General features: G+C 67.7%; 14 protein-coding genes and 1 pseudogene. 11 read left to right on the top strand and 4 right to left on the bottom strand.

Going from position 1 to position 19,661, the window contains the following annotated elements; genetic code table 11:
- Positions 1-141: 141 nt before the first annotated feature.
- The 8 genes from glmS to BLP88_RS05940 all read left to right on the top strand — a co-directional run bounded on the left by glmS (position 142) and on the right by BLP88_RS05940 (position 12,860).
- A complete protein-coding gene (gene glmS, locus BLP88_RS05975) occupies positions 142-2,034 on the top strand; it encodes a glutamine--fructose-6-phosphate transaminase (isomerizing) (protein WP_074587730.1) in 1,893 nt (630 codons plus the stop codon).
- A 4-nt stretch (positions 2,035-2,038) separates the two neighbouring features.
- Positions 2,039-2,386, top strand: a complete 348-nt coding sequence (locus BLP88_RS05970) for a holo-ACP synthase (protein WP_074587728.1) — start codon at positions 2,039-2,041, stop codon at positions 2,384-2,386.
- Between the two features lie 15 nt (positions 2,387-2,401).
- Positions 2,402-4,090 carry an NAD(P)H-hydrate epimerase gene (locus tag BLP88_RS05965; protein ID WP_074587726.1) on the top strand — a complete coding sequence of 563 codons (1,689 nt, stop codon included), beginning with the start codon at positions 2,402-2,404 and terminating at the stop codon, positions 4,088-4,090.
- A 10-nt stretch (positions 4,091-4,100) separates the two neighbouring features.
- Positions 4,101-6,389 carry a glycogen debranching protein GlgX gene (gene glgX / locus BLP88_RS05960; protein WP_074587725.1) on the top strand — a complete coding sequence of 763 codons (2,289 nt, stop codon included), beginning with the start codon at positions 4,101-4,103 and terminating at the stop codon, positions 6,387-6,389.
- A 2-nt stretch (positions 6,390-6,391) separates the two neighbouring features.
- On the top strand, positions 6,392-8,707 hold the full coding sequence (gene treY / locus BLP88_RS05955; protein WP_074587723.1) for a malto-oligosyltrehalose synthase: 2,316 nt from the start codon (positions 6,392-6,394) through the stop codon (positions 8,705-8,707).
- Positions 8,708-8,754: 47 nt separating this feature from the next.
- Positions 8,755-10,512, top strand: a complete 1,758-nt coding sequence (treZ, locus tag BLP88_RS05950; protein ID WP_074587722.1) for a malto-oligosyltrehalose trehalohydrolase — start codon at positions 8,755-8,757, stop codon at positions 10,510-10,512.
- A gap of 72 nt (positions 10,513-10,584) precedes the next feature.
- On the top strand, positions 10,585-11,622 hold the full coding sequence (gene mgrA, locus BLP88_RS05945; RefSeq protein ID WP_074587720.1) for an L-glyceraldehyde 3-phosphate reductase: 1,038 nt from the start codon (positions 10,585-10,587) through the stop codon (positions 11,620-11,622).
- A 152-nt stretch (positions 11,623-11,774) separates the two neighbouring features.
- Complete coding sequence (locus BLP88_RS05940) at positions 11,775-12,860, top strand: inositol-3-phosphate synthase (protein WP_074587719.1); 1,086 nt, start codon at positions 11,775-11,777, stop codon at positions 12,858-12,860.
- Between the two features lie 50 nt (positions 12,861-12,910).
- Here BLP88_RS05940 and BLP88_RS05935 read toward each other — a convergent pair whose 3' ends face one another.
- Positions 12,911-13,579: a MerR family transcriptional regulator gene (locus tag BLP88_RS05935; RefSeq protein ID WP_074587717.1), complete on the bottom strand. Its 669-nt coding sequence runs from the start codon at positions 13,577-13,579 to the stop codon at positions 12,911-12,913.
- 121 nt (positions 13,580-13,700) lie between these two features.
- Between BLP88_RS05935 and BLP88_RS05930 the strand changes: the two genes are divergently transcribed.
- Positions 13,701-14,243, top strand: a complete 543-nt coding sequence (locus BLP88_RS05930) for a DUF2306 domain-containing protein (RefSeq protein WP_074587715.1) — start codon at positions 13,701-13,703, stop codon at positions 14,241-14,243.
- 29 nt (positions 14,244-14,272) lie between these two features.
- Here BLP88_RS05930 and BLP88_RS05925 read toward each other — a convergent pair whose 3' ends face one another.
- Entirely contained in the window at positions 14,273-14,770 is a 498-nt protein-coding gene (locus BLP88_RS05925; RefSeq protein ID WP_245679792.1) for a uracil-DNA glycosylase family protein, read from the bottom strand.
- An 876-nt stretch (positions 14,771-15,646) separates the two neighbouring features.
- Here BLP88_RS05925 and BLP88_RS05920 point away from each other — a divergent pair.
- Entirely contained in the window at positions 15,647-16,108 is a 462-nt protein-coding gene (locus BLP88_RS05920) for a GNAT family N-acetyltransferase (RefSeq protein WP_139163315.1), read from the top strand.
- 105 nt (positions 16,109-16,213) lie between these two features.
- Here the strand turns inward: BLP88_RS05920 and BLP88_RS05915 are convergent, their stop codons facing one another.
- Positions 16,214-17,617 carry a DUF3100 domain-containing protein gene (locus tag BLP88_RS05915; RefSeq protein WP_245679782.1) on the bottom strand — a complete coding sequence of 468 codons (1,404 nt, stop codon included), beginning with the start codon at positions 17,615-17,617 and terminating at the stop codon, positions 16,214-16,216.
- A 224-nt stretch (positions 17,618-17,841) separates the two neighbouring features.
- On the opposite strand from BLP88_RS05915, the gene BLP88_RS05910 reads away from it, so the two are divergent.
- The gene (locus BLP88_RS05910; RefSeq protein ID WP_074587713.1) at positions 17,842-19,329 is read left to right on the top strand and encodes a chlorohydrolase family protein; all 1,488 of its coding nucleotides are present in this window, start codon (positions 17,842-17,844) and stop codon (positions 19,327-19,329) included.
- 131 nt (positions 19,330-19,460) lie between these two features.
- Here the strand turns inward: BLP88_RS05910 and BLP88_RS19100 are convergent.
- Positions 19,461-19,661, bottom strand: a pseudogene (locus BLP88_RS19100) (HNH endonuclease signature motif containing protein); the annotation flags it as partial.

Here is a 19,661-nt window from a genome sequence, read left to right as displayed (position 1 = left end):
TTACACGCCTTGATGGTGCGGCCCTCCCTGAACCTGGCCGTTCGGGGAGGGCCGCACCGTTGCGCGTTCATTGCAGGTGATGCGTCACATTCGCCTGACATCCCACCTCCGTTGTCTCCGAGAACAGTTAGGCTTGTGTCCATGTGTGGAATCGTTGGTTATGTTGGTAATTCGTCCCGTCCGGCAGGCGCCGGACACGGAGCCCTGGATGTCGTCCTCGAAGGCCTGCGCCGTCTGGAGTACCGCGGCTACGACTCGGCAGGCGTGGCGGTTGTCGCCGACGGCGCCATTTCGTCCCGGAAGAAGGCGGGCAAGCTCGGAAACCTCCTCGGTGAACTTGAGGCACAGCCCCTGCCTGAATCCCTGACCGGCATCGGTCACACCCGCTGGGCAACCCACGGCGGCCCCACCGACGGGAACGCCCACCCGCACCTGGCCGACGGCGGACGCCTGGCCGTGATCCACAACGGCATCATCGAAAACTTCGCGGAACTGAAGCAGCAGCTCCTGGCCAAGGGCGTCGAATTCGCCTCCGAAACGGACACCGAGGTCGCCGCCGCGCTGCTCGGCGACATCTTCCGCAACCAGCTCGGCGGCGATTCCTCCAAGGGATCCCTGACCGAAGCCATGCAGCTTGCCTGCCAGCGCCTCGAAGGCGCGTTCACCCTGCTGGCCGTGCACGCGGACCAGCCCGGCGTCGTCGTCGCGGCACGCCGCAACTCCCCGCTCGTCGTCGGCCTCGGCGAGGGCGAAAACTTCCTCGGCTCCGACGTTTCGGGCTTCATCGACTACACCCGCCGCGCCGTCGAACTGGGCCAGGACCAGATCGTCACCATCACCGCCGACTCCGTGGACATCACGGACTTCTTCGGCGCCCCCGCCGAGGGCAAGGAATACACGGTCGACTGGGACCCGGCATCTGCCGAAAAGGGCGGCTTCAACTCCTTCATGGAGAAGGAAATCCACGACCAGCCTGACGCCGTGGCTCAGACCCTGCTGGGCCGCTCGGACCTCAACGGCAAGCTGACCCTTGACGAACTCCGCATCGATCCCGAGCTCCTGAAGCAGGTCGACAAGATCATCGTCCTGGCCTGCGGCACCGCCGCCTACGCCGGCCTCGTGGCCAAGTACGCCATCGAGAACTGGTGCCGCATCCCCACCGAGGTGGAGCTTGCCCACGAGTTCCGCTACCGCGACCCGATCGTTGACGCCAACACCCTGGTGGTCTCCATCAGCCAGTCCGGCGAAACCATGGACACCCTGATGGCCGTCCGTTACGCCCGCGAACAGGGCGCCAAGACCATTTCCATCTGCAACACCAACGGCTCCACCATTCCGCGTGAATCCGACGCCGTGCTCTACACGCACGCCGGCCCGGAAATCGCCGTGGCCTCCACCAAGGCCTTCCTGGCCCAGATCACCGCGGCCTACCTGCTGGGCCTCTACTTGGCCCAGCTGCGCGGCAACATCTTTACCGGCCAGATCAAGGACGTCCTCGCGGACCTGTCCAAGATCCCGGCCAAGATCCAGAAGATCCTGGACGCCTCCGGTCCGCTGCGCGAACTCGCCCGCAGCATGAAGGACGAAAAGTCCGTGCTGTTCCTGGGCCGCCACGTCGGCTTCCCGGTGGCACTCGAGGGTGCGCTGAAGCTGAAGGAAATCGCCTACATCCACGCAGAAGGCTTCGCCGCCGGCGAGCTCAAGCACGGCCCGATCGCCCTGATCGACGAAGGCCAGCCGGTCTTCGTGGTGGTGCCGTCCCCGCGCGGCCGCGATTCCCTGCACTCCAAGGTGGTCAGCAACATCCAGGAAGTCCGCGCCCGTGGCGCCCGGACCCTGGTGATCGCCGAAGAGGGCGACGAAGCCGTGCGCGACTACGCCGAGCACGTGTTCTACGTCCCGGAGACGCCCACGCTGCTCATGCCGCTGCTGACCACGGTTCCGCTGCAGATCTTCGCCGCGGAACTGGCAGGAGCCAAGGGCTACGACGTGGACCAGCCTCGCAACCTCGCGAAGAGCGTGACCGTAGAATAACCGCATGATTGTTGGCATCGGAGTAGACGTCGTAGACATCGAGCGGTTCGAACGGCAGCTCGAACGGACCCCCGGACTGCGGGACCGCCTGTTCGTGCCCGCCGAGCGGGAGCTCCACGTGCGGTCCCTCGCGGCGCGCTTTGCGGCGAAGGAGGCCGTGGCCAAGGTGCTCGGCGCTCCGGCCGGCATGAACTGGCAGGACTGCTGGATCGGCCTGGATGAGAACGGCCCCACCATCAAGGTCCAGGGCACGGTCCTCGCCGTGGCCGACGCCAAGGGGGTCAAGACCTGGCACCTGTCCATGAGCCATGACGGCGGCATCGCCACGGCCATGGTCGTCGCCGAAGGCTGACAAAACCACACCACGATGATCAGCGCCTTCACCGGAACACAGGTCAGGGAAGCGGAACAACCGCTCCTGGACTCCGGTGAGGGCGCTGTTCTCATGCAACGGGCAGCGCACGGGCTGGCGGCCGCCGTCGTCCGTGAACTGCAGCGCCGCGGCCGCCGGATCTACGGCTCCGCCGTGACCGTGCTGGCCGGCAAAGGCAACAACGGCGGCGACGGTCTCTTCGCCGCAGCGAAACTCGCGTCCCGGGGGATGCGCACGACGGCGGTCCTCACCGCGGATGCGGCCCACCCCGAGGCGCTGGCCGCTTTCCTCTCGGCCGGCGGACGCGCGCACCGGCTCGCTCCGGAGAACGCCGAAGAGCTTGCCGTGCTCACCGCCGGCGACGACGCCATCATCGACTCGGTGCTGGGCACCGGGGCGCGCGGCGGCCTGCGCGGCGCCGCGGCGGAACTGGTGTCCCTGCTCCAGGAACTCCGGCCAGCACTGGTGGTGGCCTGCGACATCCCAAGCGGCGTGGACGCGGACACCGGCGAGGTGCACTGGCCCGTGCTGCCGGCCGACGTGACGGTCACCTTCGGCGGGATCAAGGCCGGGCTGCTGGCCGACCCCGGCGAGGAGTACGCCGGGCGCGTTGAACTGGTCCGGATCGGCATTGAGCACAGGCTTCCGGCGGCGTCGCTGCTGCGTTTGGAGGCCCCGGATCTCACGGCCCTGGTCCCGTCGCCCGGCCGACGGGACCACAAATACAGCAGGGGAGTGCTCGGCGTGGTGGCCGGCTCGGAACGCTACCCCGGGGCCGCGGTGCTCTCGGTCCAAAGCGCTTCTGCGACCGGGGCCGGGATGGTGCGCTACCTCGGACCGGGAAGCGTGGCCCGGCACGTCCTGGCCCGCACGCCCGAGGCGGTCGTGGAGGAGGGAAGCCCCGGCCGGGTCCAGGCCTGGCTCCTTGGTCCGGGAATCCCGGACCCGGAACCTGGCGAGCCCGACGGCGACGAACAGCTCCGGCGCGTCCGCGACACGCTGGAGGCGGCCCGGGCAGCCGGCCAGCCCGTCGTCGTCGACGCCGGAGCGCTCGGGGTGCTCCCCGCCCGCTGCCCCGCCCACTGGATCCTCACCCCGCACGCCGGCGAACTGGCCGCGTTCCTGTCGAGGCGCCACACCGCCCGCGGGGAAGCGGCAGTGACGCGGGACGACGTCGGGTCCCGGCCGCTGCACTTTGCCCGCCTGGCTGCGACGGACAGCGGCGCCACCGTGCTCCTCAAGGGCGCCACCACACTTGTCGCCTCGCCGTCGGGGGCGGTTTTCAGCCAGTCCGAAGGCACGCCGTGGCTCGCGACGGCCGGCAGCGGTGATGTGCTGGCCGGGCTGCTCGGTTCGCTGGCAGCGCAATACGCGGAAACCGCCATGGACGACGACGGGCCTTTCGCCGCGCTCGGAATCGCCCCGGAGGACCGGTGGGCCGCGGCAGCAGCTGTGGCTGCCAGCCTGCACGGACGCGCCGGTAGCCGGGCGTCGGACGGCGGGCCGCTGACGGCCCGTGCCCTCCTGCGGGAGCTCCCGGAACGCTGGCCGGCCTGGGGAACGGGGACAAGGTCACGTAGCGTATCGATGACGGGCCGCGACCCAATCCGTCATGCGGCCGTGTTACTTTGGCACATCGCCGCACCGCCTCGCGCGGGCGGCGGAACCTTGTCCGCTACCTGAAGGAGAAGCGATGGAAGTATGGCCCGGATCGGCGTATCCGTTGGGCGCGAGCTTTGACGGCAGCGGCACCAACTTCGCACTTTTCAGCGAGAACGCGGAGAAAGTGGAGCTCTGCCTGATCGACGACGACGGAACGGAACAACGCGTCGAGCTGAGGGAAGTGGACGGCTACGTTTGGCATTGTTACCTGCCCGCCGTGCAGCCGGGCCAGAAATACGGCTACCGCGTCCACGGTCCGTACGATCCTCCGGCCGGGCACCGCTTCAACCCCAACAAACTCCTCCTGGACCCCTACGCCAAGGCGGTCCACCGGCAGATCGACTGGGACCCCGCCCTCTTCTCCTACAACATGGGCGACCCCGACTCCCGCAACGACGCCGATTCGGCGCCCCACATGATGCTGGGCGTGGTCATCAACCCGTTCTTCGACTGGGCCGGGGACCAACTCCTGCGGATCCCGTACCACAAGTCCGTCATCTACGAAGCCCACGTCAAGGGCCTAACCCAGCTGCACCCGGAAGTCCCCGAGGAGCAGCGCGGCACCTACGCCGGCGTGGCGCACCCCGCGGTGATCTCCCACCTGAAGAAGCTCGGCGTCACCGCGATCGAACTCATGCCCGTGCACCAGTTCACCAACGACGGCATCCTCCAGGACCGCGGCCTGAACAACTACTGGGGCTACAACACCATCGGCTTCTTTGCCCCGCACAACGGCTACAGCTCCAAGGGCGACACCGGCCAGCAGGTCCAGGACTTCAAGGCCATGGTGCGTTCGCTCCATGACGCCGGCATCGAAGTGATCCTGGACGTGGTGTACAACCACACGGCCGAGGGCAACCACCTCGGGCCCACCCTATCCTTCAAGGGCATCGACAACTCCGCCTACTACCGGCTGGTTGAAGGCGACTTGAAGCACTACATGGACTACACCGGCACCGGAAACTCACTAAACGTCCGCAACCCGCATTCGCTGCAGCTGCTGATGGATTCGCTGCGCTACTGGGTGACCGAGATGCACGTGGACGGTTTCCGCTTCGACCTCGCCTCCACGCTGGCGCGCGAGTTCTACGACGTCGACAAGCTGTCATCCTTCTTCGAACTCATCCAGCAGGACCCCGTGGTGTCCCAGGTCAAGCTCATCGCCGAACCCTGGGACGTGGGGCCGGGCGGTTACCAGGTGGGCAACTTCCCACCGCAATGGACGGAATGGAACGGCAAGTACCGCGACACGGTGCGCGACTTCTGGCGCGGTGAACCAGCCACCCTGGGCGAATTCGCTTCGCGCCTCACCGGGTCCGCCGACCTTTACGAGCACTCGGGCCGCCGGCCGGTCGCGTCCATCAACTTCGTGACCGCCCACGACGGCTTCACCATGGCCGACCTCGTCTCCTACAACGAGAAGCACAACGAGGCCAACGGCGAGAACAACAACGACGGCGAATCGCACAACCGTTCCTGGAACTGCGGGGTGGAGGGCCCCACCGAGGACCCGAAGGTCCTGGCCCTGCGGGCCCGCCAGCAGCGCAACTTCATCGCCACGCTGCTGCTGTCGCAGGGCGTGCCCATGCTCCTGCACGGCGACGAACTCGGGCGCACGCAGCGCGGCAACAACAACGGCTACTGCCAGGACTCCGAGCTGACCTGGATCAACTGGGACAGCGTGGACCAGCCGCTCGTCGAATTCACGGCGGCCGTCAGCGCCCTGCGCGCCAAGCACCCCACCTTCCGGCGCAGCCGCTTCTTTGACGGCCGTCCGGCGGTGCGCGGCGAGGGCGAACGGCTGCCGGACATCGTCTGGCTCGACGTCGATGGAAGCACCATGACGCCCTCGGACTGGGACAGCGGCTTCGGCCGCTCCGTGGGCGTGTTCCTGAACGGGGACGGCATCCGCGGCCGTGACAACCAGGGCCGCCGCATCACGGACGTGAACTTCCTCCTGTACTTCAACGCCCACGACGACGAGGTGTCATTCAAGGTGCCCTCGGACGAGTACGCGCCCAAATGGGACGTGATCATCGATACCGCCGGCGGCAGCGCCGACACCAAGCCCGTCGAAGCGGAATCACAGCTCCCGGTGGGTGCCAAGGCCCTGGTGGTGCTGCGAGCCCACACCGCCCCGGATGTCGAGCCGGACCACTCCGTGGCCGCGTCCCTGGCGGCACTCTCGCAAACTTCCACCCCCGAGACGGCATCCCTGACGGCGCCGGCCACGGCGCCGCCCGTTGCCGAGGAACGCAAACCGGCACCGATTGTCTCCACACCGGCGAGCAAACCGCGGAAGAAGTCCACGAAAGGGTAACCATGAAGACACCCGTTTCCACGTACCGGCTCCAGATCCGCCCCGGGTTCACCCTCGGGGACGCCGCAGAGCTCACCGGCTATCTCAGATCGCTCGGCGTGGACTGGGTGTACGTGTCCCCGATCCTCACGGCGGAGGAAGGCTCCCTGCACGGCTACGACGTCACGGACCTGTCCTCCATTGACGCGGCCCGCGGCGGCCCGGAAGGGCTGGCGGCGCTCGCCGCGGCGGCCCGGAAGAACGGCCTGGGCGTGCTGGTGGACATCGTCCCGAACCACATGGGGGTGGCCTCGCCGCCGCAGAACGCTTGGTGGTGGTCGCTGCTGAAGGAAGGCCGCGCCTCACGGTACTCGGAGGCGTTCGACGTCGACTGGGACGCCGCGGGCGGCAGGATCCGGATCCCCGTGCTGGGCAGCGACGACGATCTGGACCAGTTGGAGATTGACGACGGCGAACTGCGCTACTACGAGCACCGCTTCCCTCTGGCCGAGGGCAGCCACACGCCCGGGGACAGCCCCCGGGAGGTCCACGCGCGCCAGCACTACGAGCTGGTGGGCTGGCGCCGGGCCGACGCCGAACTGAACTACCGCCGCTTCTTCGCCGTCAGCACCTTGGCCGGTGTGCGGGTCGAGGTTCCGTGGGTGTTCGAGGAAACGCACGCCGAGATCAGCCGGTGGTTCCGGGATGGGCTCGTCGACGGGCTGCGGGTGGACCACCCCGACGGGCTCGCCGACCCGGCCGGCTACCTGGCGAGGCTCAAACAAGCGGCTGGCGGCGCCTACGTGCTGGTGGAGAAGATCCTGGAACCGGGGGAGGAGTTGCCGGAGACGTTCGACTGTGAGGGGACCACGGGGTACGACGCGCTCGCCGACGTCGACCGGCTTTTCATCGATCCCGACGCCGGACCGCAGCTGGACGCCCTTGATGCCCGCCTGCGCGGCCAGGCCGCACCGCCGGACTACCAGGAGATGATCCACGGCACCAAGCGGCGCATCACGGACGGCATCCTGCGCTCGGAGATCCTCCGGCTGGCCCGGCGCATCCCGGACACCCCGGAGCTCCCGCGGTCCGCCGTGGCCGATGCCCTCGCCGAAACCATCGCCGCATTCCCCGTGTACCGGACCTACCTGCCGCACGGCAAGGACATCCTCGTGGAAGCGGTGGAGGACGCCGGACGGGCCCGGCCGGACCTCGAACCGGTGCTGCGGCAGCTGCTCCCCATCCTCCTGGATGCCGGGGAGGAACCTGGCCGCCGCTTCCAGCAGACCTCCGGCATGGTCATGGCCAAGGGCGTGGAGGACACCGCCTTCTTCCGGTACACCCGGCTGGGCACGCTCACCGAAGTGGGCGCCGACCCCACCGAATTCTCCGTGGCGCCCGCGGAATTCCACACCCGCATGGCCCGCCGCCAGTCCCGCCTTCCGCTGTCCATGACCACCCTCACCACGCACGACACCAAGCGCAGCGAAGACACCCGGGCGCGGATCTCCGTCATCTCGGAGGCCGTGCCGGAGTGGGCCGCCTTCCTGGACCGGGTGCAGGAGCTGGCCCCCATTCCCGACGGCCCGTTCGCGGCGCTCCTGTGGCAGGCCATCGCAGGCGCCTGGCCGGCCAGCCGCGAACGGCTGCAGGCGTTCGCGCTCAAGGCGGCCCGCGAAGCCGGCAACTCCACGAACTGGACCGACCCGGACACCGCCTTCGAAGCGGAAGTGGCCGCCGCCGTCGACGCCGCCTTCGACGTCCCGGAGGTGGCCGCTCTCCTGGCCGGATTCGTCGCGGAACTCGAACCATACGGCTGGTCCAACTCGCTCTCGGCCAAACTCGTGCAGCTGACCATGCCCGGCGTGCCCGATGTGTACCAGGGCACGGAGTTCCGGGACGGCTCCCTTACCGACCCGGACAACCGGCGGCCGGTCGACTTCGCGGCGCGGGCCGCCGCCCTGGAACGGCTCGACGGCGGCGAGCGGCCGGCGTCGTTCACTGACGAGGACACGAAACTGCTGGTGGTTTCCCGTGCCCTGCGGCTGCGCCGCGACCGGCCGGAGCTGTTCGGCGGCTACCGGCCCCTGGCCGCGGCCGGGTCGGCGGCGGACCATGTCATCGCTTTCGACCGTGGCGCCGACGGCGGCGGGGCCGTCACGGTCGCGACCCGCCTGCCGAAACGGCTGGAGCTCGGCGGCGGCTGGCGGGATACCGTGATCGAGCTGCCGGCCGGGTACACCGACGAGCTCACGGGACGGGCCCATCCTGCCGGAGCGGCCGCCGTCGGGCAGTTGCTCGCCGACTATCCCGTGGCCCTGCTGGTGCCCGCCCGCTGATCCTTCCAACCACCTTCACAACAGGACATCCACCACAGGGGGAAACCATGCCGGACCACGCCACCGCACCGAGCCCGTACGATGTCTGGGCGCCGGCGGCGGGTTCCCTGGCCCTGGTGTCCAGCGGTGGGGAGTACCCGATGGAGAGACTTCCCGAGCCGGCCGCCGGCTGGTGGCGGGCGCCCGGGTTCCAGGGCGGGGACGGCGTGCCTTACGGCTACCTCGTGGACGGGGAAGGGCCGTTCGCCGACCCGCGCTCCCGAAGGCAGCCCGAAGGCGTGCACAGCCTGTCCGCAGGGTTCGACGCCGGGGCGCACCGCTGGCAGGACGGCGGCTGGGCAGGCCGCGGCCTGAGCGGTTCGCTCATTTACGAGCTGCACATCGGCACGTTCACCCCCGAGGGCACCTTCGACGCGGCCATCGGAAAGCTTGACTACCTGGTGGAGCTCGGCGTCGACTTCGTGGAGTTGCTGCCGGTCAACGCCTTCAACGGCACCCACAACTGGGGCTACGATGGCGTGCTGTGGTACGCGGTCCACGAACTGTACGGCGGTCCTGCCGGCTACCAGCGCTTCGTGGACGCAGCCCACGCCGCGGGGCTGGGCGTCATCCAGGACGTCGTCTACAACCACCTGGGACCCAGCGGCAATTACCTGCCGAAGTTCGGTCCCTACCTCAAGTCCGGTCCCGGCAACACCTGGGGTGACTCGGTGAACCTGGACGGGCCGGACTCAGACGAGGTGCGCCGCTACATCCTGGACAACGCCGAGATGTGGCTGCGGGAGTACCACGTGGACGGGCTGCGGCTCGACGCCGTCCACGCCCTCCGCGACGAACGCGCGGTGCACATCCTGGAGGACCTGGCGGTCCTGGCCGACCGCATCGCGGCGGACACTGGCATTCCCAAGACCCTGATCGCCGAATCGGACCTCAACAATCCGCGCCTCATCTACCCGCGGCAGGCCAACGGCTACGGGCTCGCGGGCCAGTGGAGCGACGACTTCCACCATGCAGTCCACGTGAACCTGACGGGCGAGACCGCGGGTTACTACGCCGATTTCGCCTCCCTGGCCGTCCTGGCGAAGGTGCTGCGGCACGGCTTCTTCCACGACGGCAGCTACTCCAGCTTCCGCGCCCGGCACCACGGACGGCCCATCCGGCAGGACCTCGCCCATCCGGCCGCGCTTGTGGTCTGCAACCAGAACCACGACCAGATCGGCAACCGGGCCGCCGGCGACCGGCTCAGTGCGTCGCTGTCCTACGGGCGCCTGGCCCTGGCCGCGGTGCTGACCATGACTTCCCCATTCACGCCCATGCTGTTCATGGGTGAGGAATTCGGCGCCTCGACCCCCTGGCAGTTCTTCACCTCCCACCCCGAAGAATGGCTGGGCAAGGCCACGGCGGAAGGCCGCCTCAAGGAATTCGAGCGCATGGGCTGGGACCCGGCCCTGGTGCCGAACCCGCAGGACCCGGAAACCTTCCTGCGTTCCAAGCTCAAGTGGGAGGAAACCGGGCAGGGAGACCATGCCCGGCTGCTCGCGCTGTACCGGGACCTCGGGGCCCTGCGGCGCACGACGCCGGAACTCACCGACGGCGGCTTCGAAGCCACCGATGTGGACTTCAACGAGGACGAACGCTGGCTTGAACTGGTGCGTGGCAGCGTGCGGGTGGTGTGCAACTTCGGTGCGGACCCGTTGTCCACCGACCTCGACGGCGGCCTGCTGCTCGCCACGGATCCCGCCGTGGCGTTGGAAGGCGGCACGCTGACCCTCCCGGGTGAGACGGCCGCCGTCGTACGGACCTGACTCATTCGGACCTCCTGACCACATGCCGGACGCCACGGCGCCGCTCCGGACGCCGGTGGCAGGATGGTACGCATGACTTATGTGGCCGCGGACACCCGCTACGACACCATGCCCTACCGCCGCGTCGGACGCAGCGGTCTCAAGCTTCCCGCCATCTCGTTGGGCCTCTGGCACAACTTCGGCGATGACAAGCGCTTCGAAGAGCAGCGCGCCATCCTGCGCCGTGCCTTCGACCTGGGCGTGAACCACTTCGACCTCGCCAACAACTACGGTCCCCCGGACGGCTCCGCCGAGACCAACTTCGGCCGCCACCTGCGCGACGACTTCAAGGCGTACCGCGATGAGCTGGTCATCTCCACGAAGGCCGGTTACTACATGTGGCCGGGCCCCTACGGTGAGTGGGGTTCCCGCAAGTACCTGCTCTCCAGCCTGGACCAGTCCCTGCAGCGCATGGGCCTGGACTATGTGGACATCTTCTACAGCCACCGCCCTGACCCGGAAACCCCGCTGGAAGAGACCATGGGCGCGCTGGACCACGCCGTCCGCTCCGGCAAGGCGCTCTACGCCGGCATCTCCTCGTACACCCCCGAACAGACCCTCGAGGCTGCCCGGATCCTGAAGGAAATGGGTACGCCGCTGCTGATCCACCAGCCCAGCTATTCGATGCTGAACCGCTGGACCGAGAACGGCTCACCCAACCTGTACGAGGCGCTGGACCAGGTGGGGGCAGGCTCCATCGCGTTCTCGCCGCTCGCCCAGGGGATGCTGACCGACCGCTACCTCCACGGTGTTCCCGCGGATTCGCGCGCAGCCAAGGAACGCTTCCTGTCCGAAAAGGCCCTGACCGAGGAGAAACTCAGCCGCGTCCGCGGCCTGAACGCCATCGCCGAAGGCCGCGGACAGACCCTGGCGCAGATGGCTATCGCCTGGATCCTGCGCGAGCAGCCCAAGGGCTCGCCGGTGACTTCTGCGCTGATCGGCGCGTCCAGCGTTGCCCAGCTCGAGGACACCCTCAGCGCCATCCACAACCTCTCGTTCACCCAGGAGGAGCTGACGGCCATCGACGAGTTCGCCGTCGAATCCGACATCAACCTCTGGGCACAGAAGTAGTCCCGCAATGTAACGTGCGTGGCCGGGAACAAAACCGGCCACGCCCCTGTTGCGTATAATGCAAATTGCGCCGAATGGCGCCGTGTCGATGGCCGCCGCCGCACTGGGCCGGCCGGGTTCGGCACCTGAGCTTAGTTCTCCAAAGGAGTCCCGTGTCTTCACATCCGATTCGCGTTGCCATCGTCGGTGTCGGCAACTGCGCCGCCTCCCTGGTCCAGGGCGTCCACTATTACCGCGACGCCGACCCCCAGGCCACGATTCCCGGCCTGATGCACGTCGAGTTCGGCCCGTACCACGTGGGCGACGTTGAGTTCGTTGCCGCCTTCGACGTCGATGGCAAGAAGGTCGGCGTCGACCTGGCCGATGCCATCGGTGCCAGCGAAAACAACACCATCAAGATCGCCGAGGTTCCGCCCACCGGCGTGACCGTGCAGCGCGGCCACACCCTGGACGGCCTGGGCCGCTATTACCTTGAGACCATCGAGCAGTCCACCGAGGAACCCGTCGACGTTGTGCAGGCCCTCAAGGACGCCAAGGTCGACGTCATGGTCTGCTACCTGCCGGTCGGCTCCCAGGAAGCCGCCGAGTTCTACGCCCAGTGCGCCATTGACGCCGGCGTGGCCTTCGTCAACGCCCTGCCCGTCTTCATCGCCGGCACCAAGGAATGGGCCGACAAGTTCACTGCCGCGGGGGTCCCGATCGTGGGCGACGACATCAAGAGCCAGATCGGTGCCACCATCACGCACCGCGTCATGGCCAAGCTCTTCGAAGACCGCGGCGTCACGCTGGACCGCACCTACCAGCTGAACGTTGGCGGCAACATGGACTTCAAGAACATGCTCGAGCGCGACCGCCTGGAATCCAAGAAGATCTCCAAGACCCAGGCCGTGACCTCCAACGTCCAGGCCGAAATCCACGCCGACGACGTCCACATCGGCCCGTCCGACTACGTGGCCTGGCTCGATGACCGCAAGTGGGCCTTCGTCCGCCTCGAAGGCCGCAACTTCGGCGACGCTCCGGTCTCCCTCGAATACAAGCTCGAAGTCTGGGACTCCCCGAACTCCGCCGGCGTCATCATCGATGCCATCCGCGCGGCCAAGATCGGCCTGGACCGCGGCATCGGCGGCCCGCTGCTCTCGGCCTCCAGCTACTTCATGAAGTCCCCGCCGGAGCAGTTCAACGACGACCTCGCCCGCGAGAAGGTCGAAGCCTTCATCCGCGGCGACATCGAACGCTAAGGATTCAGCGCGAGGCGCTCTCCCGTCGCCACGGGGGAGCGCCTCGCGCTTTAAGCGCTGCCGCCGTGGAAGCGGCGGATGGCGTGGCTGGCCTGGGCGAGGGCCAGCAGCTTGAGCAGCAGCTGGGAATGCATGTGCATCCCGACGGCGGCCGTCAGGATGGCCCGGTCGAGGTCGGCGGCCTCGGCCGTGAGCTGCAGGTCCAGGCCGGCGATCGTGTCCATGGCGGCGCTGTAGGCGTCCAGGACCTCCGGAGACACCGGGACGCCGAGCGCTTCCATATGTGCCAGCTGGGCGTCGAGGGCGCTCCGGGCGTCGCTCTCCTCGTCGGGCCAGTCCCGCAAACGCACGACGGCGTCGCCCGGCCGTGCGGACGCCACGCCTTCGCCGCGCGGAGCTTCGCCGCTGGTTCCTTTAGCGTCGTGCGCTTCGGCGCCGTGCGGTTCGAGCTGCAGCACCACGCGCTGCACGGTGGCCAGCACCTCAAGGCGCGGCGCACCGCCGTCGGCCGCTGAGAGGATGGTGCGGATTTGCTCGATCCCCAGCCCCACAATCTGCCGCAGGGCCTGGATCAGCTCCAGGCGCCGGAGGTGGTGTTCGCCATAGCGCGCCCGGGTGGCGGTGACCGCCTCGCCGGGCCGGAGGAGCCCCTCGCGCAGGTAGTACTTGATGCTCGCCGTGCTGATTCCGCTGCGGGCGCTGAGCTCGTTCAGCTGCACTGCTCCTCCTGCGGCATGATTCCTTGGGCCCGGCTTCCCAGCGGATCCGGCCATTGGATAGCGGAGCCGGCCCGGACTATCTTGATGTACAACAATGGGATAGTGCTCCTATCCTAAAGCCATGGAGCACTGGAATGTCCTTCTTGTCAGTCATGTGGTGGCGGCCCTGTTCGTGCTGGTGATCGGCCCGGCCCAGATCCTGCGCCGCCGGCGGGACCGGATCCACCGGACCATGGGTTACCTGTGGATCGCGGCGATGTACTACGTCTGCCTGAGCAGTTTCTGGATCGTTTCGGGCGGCCACTTCTCGTGGCTTCACGGGCTTTCGGCGTTCACGCTGGTGACGGTGACGCTCGGCCTCGTCAGTGCCATCCGCCGGAACATCCCGGCGCACCGGGGCAACATGGTGGGCAGCTACATCGGAACGGCCATCGCCTTCGGCTTCGCCGTCGCTGTGCCGGGCCGCGCCATTCCCCGCCTGCTCGCCGCCGACCCAGGCACCGCGGTCTTCGTGGCCGCGCTGGTGGCGGGCTCTGTCGCGGCGGTCTACCTGTCCTTGTTCCGGGGAGCCTTGAGCGGGGGCTTAAACGCAAACGGTCGACGGCGGCCACTTGCCGCCGTCGACCGTTCACCTGCCGGTCATTCACCTGCCGGCCGGGCCTGATTCGTCTGGTCCTGAACCGTCCGAAGGGTTTAGCGCCGTCCGGCCTGCAGGCCTGCGCGGGCCATGGCGTCCGCGTACGAACGGCCCATTTCGATCAGCCATTCGGTCTGGCGCTCCTTGGAGCCGGCAAAGGCGCGGCCGTGCAGTGAACGGGCCTTGTAGACCTTCAGGCCGCGGCGCCAGATCAGCTGGTTGTCCGTCTTGAGGAGCATCTGCGCCAGGCGGTTGGCTTCGGTGCCGTGGGCGACGATCGCCGAGGCACGAGGAACGAGCTTCAGGAAGGTGATCAGCGGCTTGAGGCCGGCACTGACCTGCTCGGGGGTGAGCTTGCCGTTGGCCTCACCCGGGGTGAACCAGGGGTGGGTGTTCCACGGCATCATCCACTCCGGACGCAGGCCGAGCTGGAACTGCAGGCCCAGCAGGCGGGTGGCGGCGGCGTCGTCGCCGGCCCAGACGGTACCGCGCGGGGACGCTTCGCTGGTGTTGGAGAACAGGGTGACGATCCGGCAGTCCTCCACCGAGTGCATCGGGTCCACGTAAGGCACCTCGAAGCCGGGGCGGAGCTTGCGCAGGAATTCGACGTGCTCGTTGACCGGGGCGATGTGCGGATGGAAGAACGGGTCCTCGGGCAGCGCGGGGGCTTCTTCGGGTTCTTCAGCTGCCTTGGCCTCGACGACGGCCACGGACGCCGTGGCCGCGGGCGTGGGCTCAGCGGCGGCAGGCTGCGCGGCGACGGGCGCTTCGGGAGCGGTTGCCTCGGCGACCGGCGCTTCAACAGCGACCGCGGGCGCCTCAGCGACAACCGCCGGCCCCTCAACAGCGGCGGCTTCAACGGCTTCCGCGGGGGCGGCTTCGACAGGAGTGGCTTCCTCGACGACAGCGGCGACGGGGACTACCCGGCGGGTGATCACGGGGCCGGCCTTGGGCATCGACTTGGACGAGGCTTTCTTCGGCGTGCTGGCCTTGGCGGCCGTCTTCGTGGCGGCCTTGGGTGCTGCCTGCTTCGCCGGGGTCTTCGCCTTGGCCGGGGCATCGAAGCCATCGTCATCGTCGTCGTACAAGCCGTCGAAGAGTTTGTCGAGTTCGTCGTAGCCGGAGTCGTAGTCGTCGTCGATCTCGGGACCCTGCCCGAAGCCCTCTTCGTACCGCGATGCGATATCGCTGCGGTAGTCCTCGTCGTAATCCTCGAAATAGTCCGGTTCAGCCAGGGCGGTCATGAGGGCGGGGGTCTCCTCGGGTCGGGCAGGGGCCGGTTCCGGGCGCGTGGGGGCACGTCCGTTCCGGGCCAGTTGATGGGGAGGCTCTCCGGGGTGCCGGTCGAGCTTTTAGATCTTAGCAAGCCTCGGGTGGTCTGCTGTTCTTTCCGCGTTCATTTGACCGGGTCTCAGGCGTAGCCTCGGGTCATGGGCGGACACGATGCGTCGAAAATCACCTTGCGCCGGCTCTCAGCAGCCGACGAGGAGCGGCTCGTGGCCGCTTCGCCGCTCTTCGACGGGCCGGTGACGCCGGATCTGGCCCGGCTCTTCCTCCAGCTCGCCGGCCACCACCTGCTGCTGGCCGAGAACGCCGCTGGTGCCGCCGTCGGCTTCATCAGCGGTGTGGAAACGACCCATCCGGACAAGGGCACCGAGATGTTCCTCTATGAGCTCGGAGTCGCCGAAGAGTGGCGCCGTCGGGGAGTGGCATCGCGCCTGATCGGCGCCCTGGCGGACATCGCCCGGGAGCTGGGCTGCTACGGCATGTGGACCGGAACCGAAAGCGACAACGACGCCGCACTGGCCACCTACCGGGCCACCGGGGCGGCGATCGTGCCCGGCACGACGATCGTGGTGTACAACTTCCCACCGCGCGAGGCGCCGCCCTGAGCCGGGCGTCAACGCGACAGGGCGGGCGGCCCGGGAGAGAACCCGGACTGCCCGCCCTGTTGGCGGCGTCAGTGCCTGGACATGAATGCCCTGGACGTGAATGCCCTAGACGTGGATGACGAACTGGGCGAGGGCCGCAGCAGCCACGAAGCTCGCCGTGAAGGTCAGGCATGCGACGATCACGGTCTTCCAGTTCAGCGACCGCAGCGCTTTGACATCGCGCCCGATGTTCATGCCCAGCAGGGCGATGGACCCCAGGCCCACGTACAGGGCGTCCAGATTGTGGGTCAACGCAACGATCGTGGAACTGAACGGCATGAACGGAGCCGTTGCCAGGGTGGCGAGTCCCAGCACCCAGACGCTGGAGGGTACGGCCGGGACGTACTTGGCGAGGACGAAGGCCAACGCCGTGAGGCCGGCGAGGACTACGACGCCGATGACGTCGTTGAGGCTGCTCGCCTTGGTTCCCAGTGCGTTGAGCAGGATGCCGACGGCGATGCTTGCACCGAACGCGATGAGCCAGGTCTTCTTGCTCATGCGTACCTCCGGGTCCTGGATGACTGCGGTGACGTCCAGTTCCTTTTCGGCCGGGGCCTTGGCCTTGGCGATGACGTTGCCGAAGCGGTCGAGGCGGCGGCCTTCATCATCGCGGCGGAAGATCCGGGACCAGAACTTGTAGAGGCGCAGTGACATCGGCAGCGAGACGAAGGCACCGGCGTAGAAGCCGACGAGGTTGGTCACCAGGTTGGACAGGGCGGCGAGGGCCATGATCTCCGGAGCCTGCTCCGGGTAGATGATCGACAGCGCGGCGACGCCGCCGAGCATCATGGATCCGGAGCCGAGGCCCAGGCCGAGGGCCAGGGCCTTGGGGTCGAAGATGCCCATCCCGCCGAGCACGCCGGCGAGCAGGGAGATGAATACTGCGCCGAAAACGCTGCCCAGCAGCCACACGGAGAATACGCCGCGGTAAACCGGGGACTTCACGCCGAAGCGCTGCAGGGCGTAAGCCAGGTAGGACTCGCGGTCAATGGCCCACGTGGCGCCGATGGCCATGCGGCCCATGCCGAGGGCGACGGCGACCGGCAGCGCGAGGATGATGGTTCCGAAAATGTGGCCGACTTCCTGGAGCACGATGGCCGGGCCGAGGGTGGTCAGCTTGGACAAGGACGGTCCCACATGGGTGCCGAGGGCCGCCAGGAACATCACGATGCTGACGTTCAGGAGTACCGAGGAAACCGCGCGGCTGGGGCCGGAGATCGGGCGGGCCTTCTGGATGCCGGCCACGGCGCCCATCAGCACTGCCCAGAGGACCGGCATGAGCACGATTGCGGCGCTGCCCAGGGGAATCTTGTGCGTTCCGAGCAGGATGGCCACCACGCAGATCGCGGTGGACAGCAGGATCATCGACATCCATTGCCATGCGCTCGGGGTGAAGAGGCTGCTCGCGCGCCCGTCGACCTTGACGGCGCGCTCATCCACCTCCGGAGTGGTTGTGGACTGGTGCTTCATTGGGGTGCATCCTTCGTGTGCGGGGTTGGTGTGGCATCATTTGCCCACACCATTTGGTATACCAAAAATGGTAAGGTGGATCACGGCACAATGCAAGGTATCTCACACATCCCGCTGTCCGCCCTGTATTCCTGCGAATCACTGGGATGCGGGCGCTCGGTGTTGATTGTGGGCCGTTTTTCATCTGGGATACCGCACATCGATTTTTCGACTTGGAGGGGTTCATGATTATTCAACTTTCCGCCCGCTACGTCCTGGGCTTCGACGGGACGGGTCACGTGCTGTTCCGTGATGGGCACGTGGTGATGGAGGGCAGCGAGGTGATCTACGTCGGCACCGCCTATGACGGGCCCGTCGACGAGCACCGCGACTTCGGGCAGAGCCTGATTGCCCCGGGGTTGATCGACCTGGATGCCCTGACCGATATCGACCACATGATTTTCGATTCATGGCCCACCGATGAAACCGGTCCGGGCATGCAATGGTCCGAGGATTATTTCCTCAACCGGCGCCGCGATGTCTTCACCCCGGAGCAGCGCCAGAACGTGCGCAAGTTCGCCCTGGCCCAGCTGGCACTGCACGGGGTGACCAGCTACATGCCGATCGCCTCGGAGATCCACAGCTCCTGGGCCGAAACCTTCGAAGAGCTCCAAGGCATGGCGCAGACCAGCATCGGACTGGGCCTGCGCGGCTTCCTTGGACCGGCCTACCGTTCGGGCATCAACGTCACGGACAACAGCGGCCACCGCGTGATCCTGTTTGATGAGGAGGAAGGCCGCAAGGGTCTCGCCGACGCCGAACGCTTCCTTGACTATGCCGAGGAGCTTAACCACCCGCTGATCACCGGCGTCCTGCTCCCGTGCCGCATCGAGACGCTCTCGGATGAACTGATGCGCGGCACCGCTGCCTTGGCCCGCGATCGCGACGCCCTGGTCCGGCTGCACTGCCTCCAGCAGCCAAACGAGGACGGTTTCCTGCTCAAGCTCACCGGACGCACGGTCCTGGAACAACTCGTGGACACGGGGCTACTGGAAACCCGGCTCCTGATTCCTCACGGCGTGGTGATCGACGGCACCGACCCCGCCTCCCGCGCGGAGGGCGGCCCGCTGGACCTGCTTGCCCGCCACGACGTCAGCATCATCCATTGCCCGCTGACCTCGTTCCACTATTCCGGCATGCTCAGCTCCTTCGACGCCTTCGCCGCTGCAGGGGTCAACATGTGCCTGGGCACGGATTCGTTCCCGCCGGACCTGGTCAAGGGGATCGACGTCGGAACCCACCTCGCCCGGATCGCCGAGGGCAGGCGCGACGCCGGCAAGGTGTCGGACTTCTTCGACGCCGCCACCCTCGGCGGCGCCAAGGCCCTGGGCCGCGAAGACCTTGGAAGGCTGTGTCCCGGCGCCCAGGCTGACATCATGGTGGCTTCCCTCGGGGACTTCCGGGACGGGGCGGTGGAGGACCCGCTGCGGACCCTCATCCTCAACGGCTCGGCACGCAACATCACCGACACCTACGTCGCGGGCCGCCCTGTCGTGGTCGACGGCGGGCTCCCGGGTCTCGACCTGGACGAGCTGCGGGCGGAAGGCCAGCGGCTCTTCGATCAGATGGTGGCGGCCTACGGCGAACGCGACTACCGCCGTCGGGATGCGTCCGAACTCTTCCCGCCGGTTTATGCGGCGGCGGAGGTTCCGGCCGGGGCCGCGCGGAGTTGAAGCCTGCGCAACTGAAGAAGCTGCGCAGCTGAAACCGCGGACCTGAACCTCTGAAGATCCAAGACACACGTTGGCCATAGGGCGGTCACGGACGACGCGCGTGACCTTCGGTGCGGCCTCCGCCAAACTGCCTAGAACGGCGGATCAGTGGCCGAACTCGGCACAGGGGGCTTTGCGGTGACTGCAGTGTCGGTCGCGGGTATGGGTGGGTGGTCGGTGTGTTTTCGGCCGGTGGGGCTGGTCCATTCGAGGACCCCGGCCCCGGTTTGCCGGGGTTTCCATCGTGAGTGGTGCTTGAGCATGTGGTGGCGCCGGCAGAGTCCGGCGAGGTT

The organism is Arthrobacter cupressi, from assembly GCF_900099975.1.
GTDB lineage: Bacteria > Actinomycetota > Actinomycetes > Actinomycetales > Micrococcaceae > Arthrobacter > Arthrobacter cupressi.
This window is presented reverse-complemented; position numbering and strand designations above follow the sequence as displayed.

Coding starts and splice junctions, on each gene's coding strand:
- BLP88_RS05970 (WP_074587728.1), top strand. CDS start 2,039: ATGATTGTTGGCATCGGAGTAGACGTCGTAGACATCGAGCGGTTCGAA.
- treY (WP_074587723.1), top strand. CDS start 6,392: ATGAAGACACCCGTTTCCACGTACCGGCTCCAGATCCGCCCCGGGTTC.
- treZ (WP_074587722.1), top strand. CDS start 8,755: ATGCCGGACCACGCCACCGCACCGAGCCCGTACGATGTCTGGGCGCCG.
- BLP88_RS05910 (WP_074587713.1), top strand. CDS start 17,842: ATGATTATTCAACTTTCCGCCCGCTACGTCCTGGGCTTCGACGGGACG.
- BLP88_RS05930 (WP_074587715.1), top strand. CDS start 13,701: ATGGAGCACTGGAATGTCCTTCTTGTCAGTCATGTGGTGGCGGCCCTG.
- glgX (WP_074587725.1), top strand. CDS start 4,101: ATGGAAGTATGGCCCGGATCGGCGTATCCGTTGGGCGCGAGCTTTGAC.
- glmS (WP_074587730.1), top strand. CDS start 142: ATGTGTGGAATCGTTGGTTATGTTGGTAATTCGTCCCGTCCGGCAGGC.
- mgrA (WP_074587720.1), top strand. CDS start 10,585: ATGACTTATGTGGCCGCGGACACCCGCTACGACACCATGCCCTACCGC.
- BLP88_RS05965 (WP_074587726.1), top strand. CDS start 2,402: ATGATCAGCGCCTTCACCGGAACACAGGTCAGGGAAGCGGAACAACCG.
- BLP88_RS05920 (WP_139163315.1), top strand. CDS start 15,647: ATGGGCGGACACGATGCGTCGAAAATCACCTTGCGCCGGCTCTCAGCA.
- BLP88_RS05915 (WP_245679782.1), bottom strand. CDS start 17,617: ATGAAGCACCAGTCCACAACCACTCCGGAGGTGGATGAGCGCGCCGTC.
- BLP88_RS05925 (WP_245679792.1), bottom strand. CDS start 14,770: ATGCACTCGGTGGAGGACTGCCGGATCGTCACCCTGTTCTCCAACACC.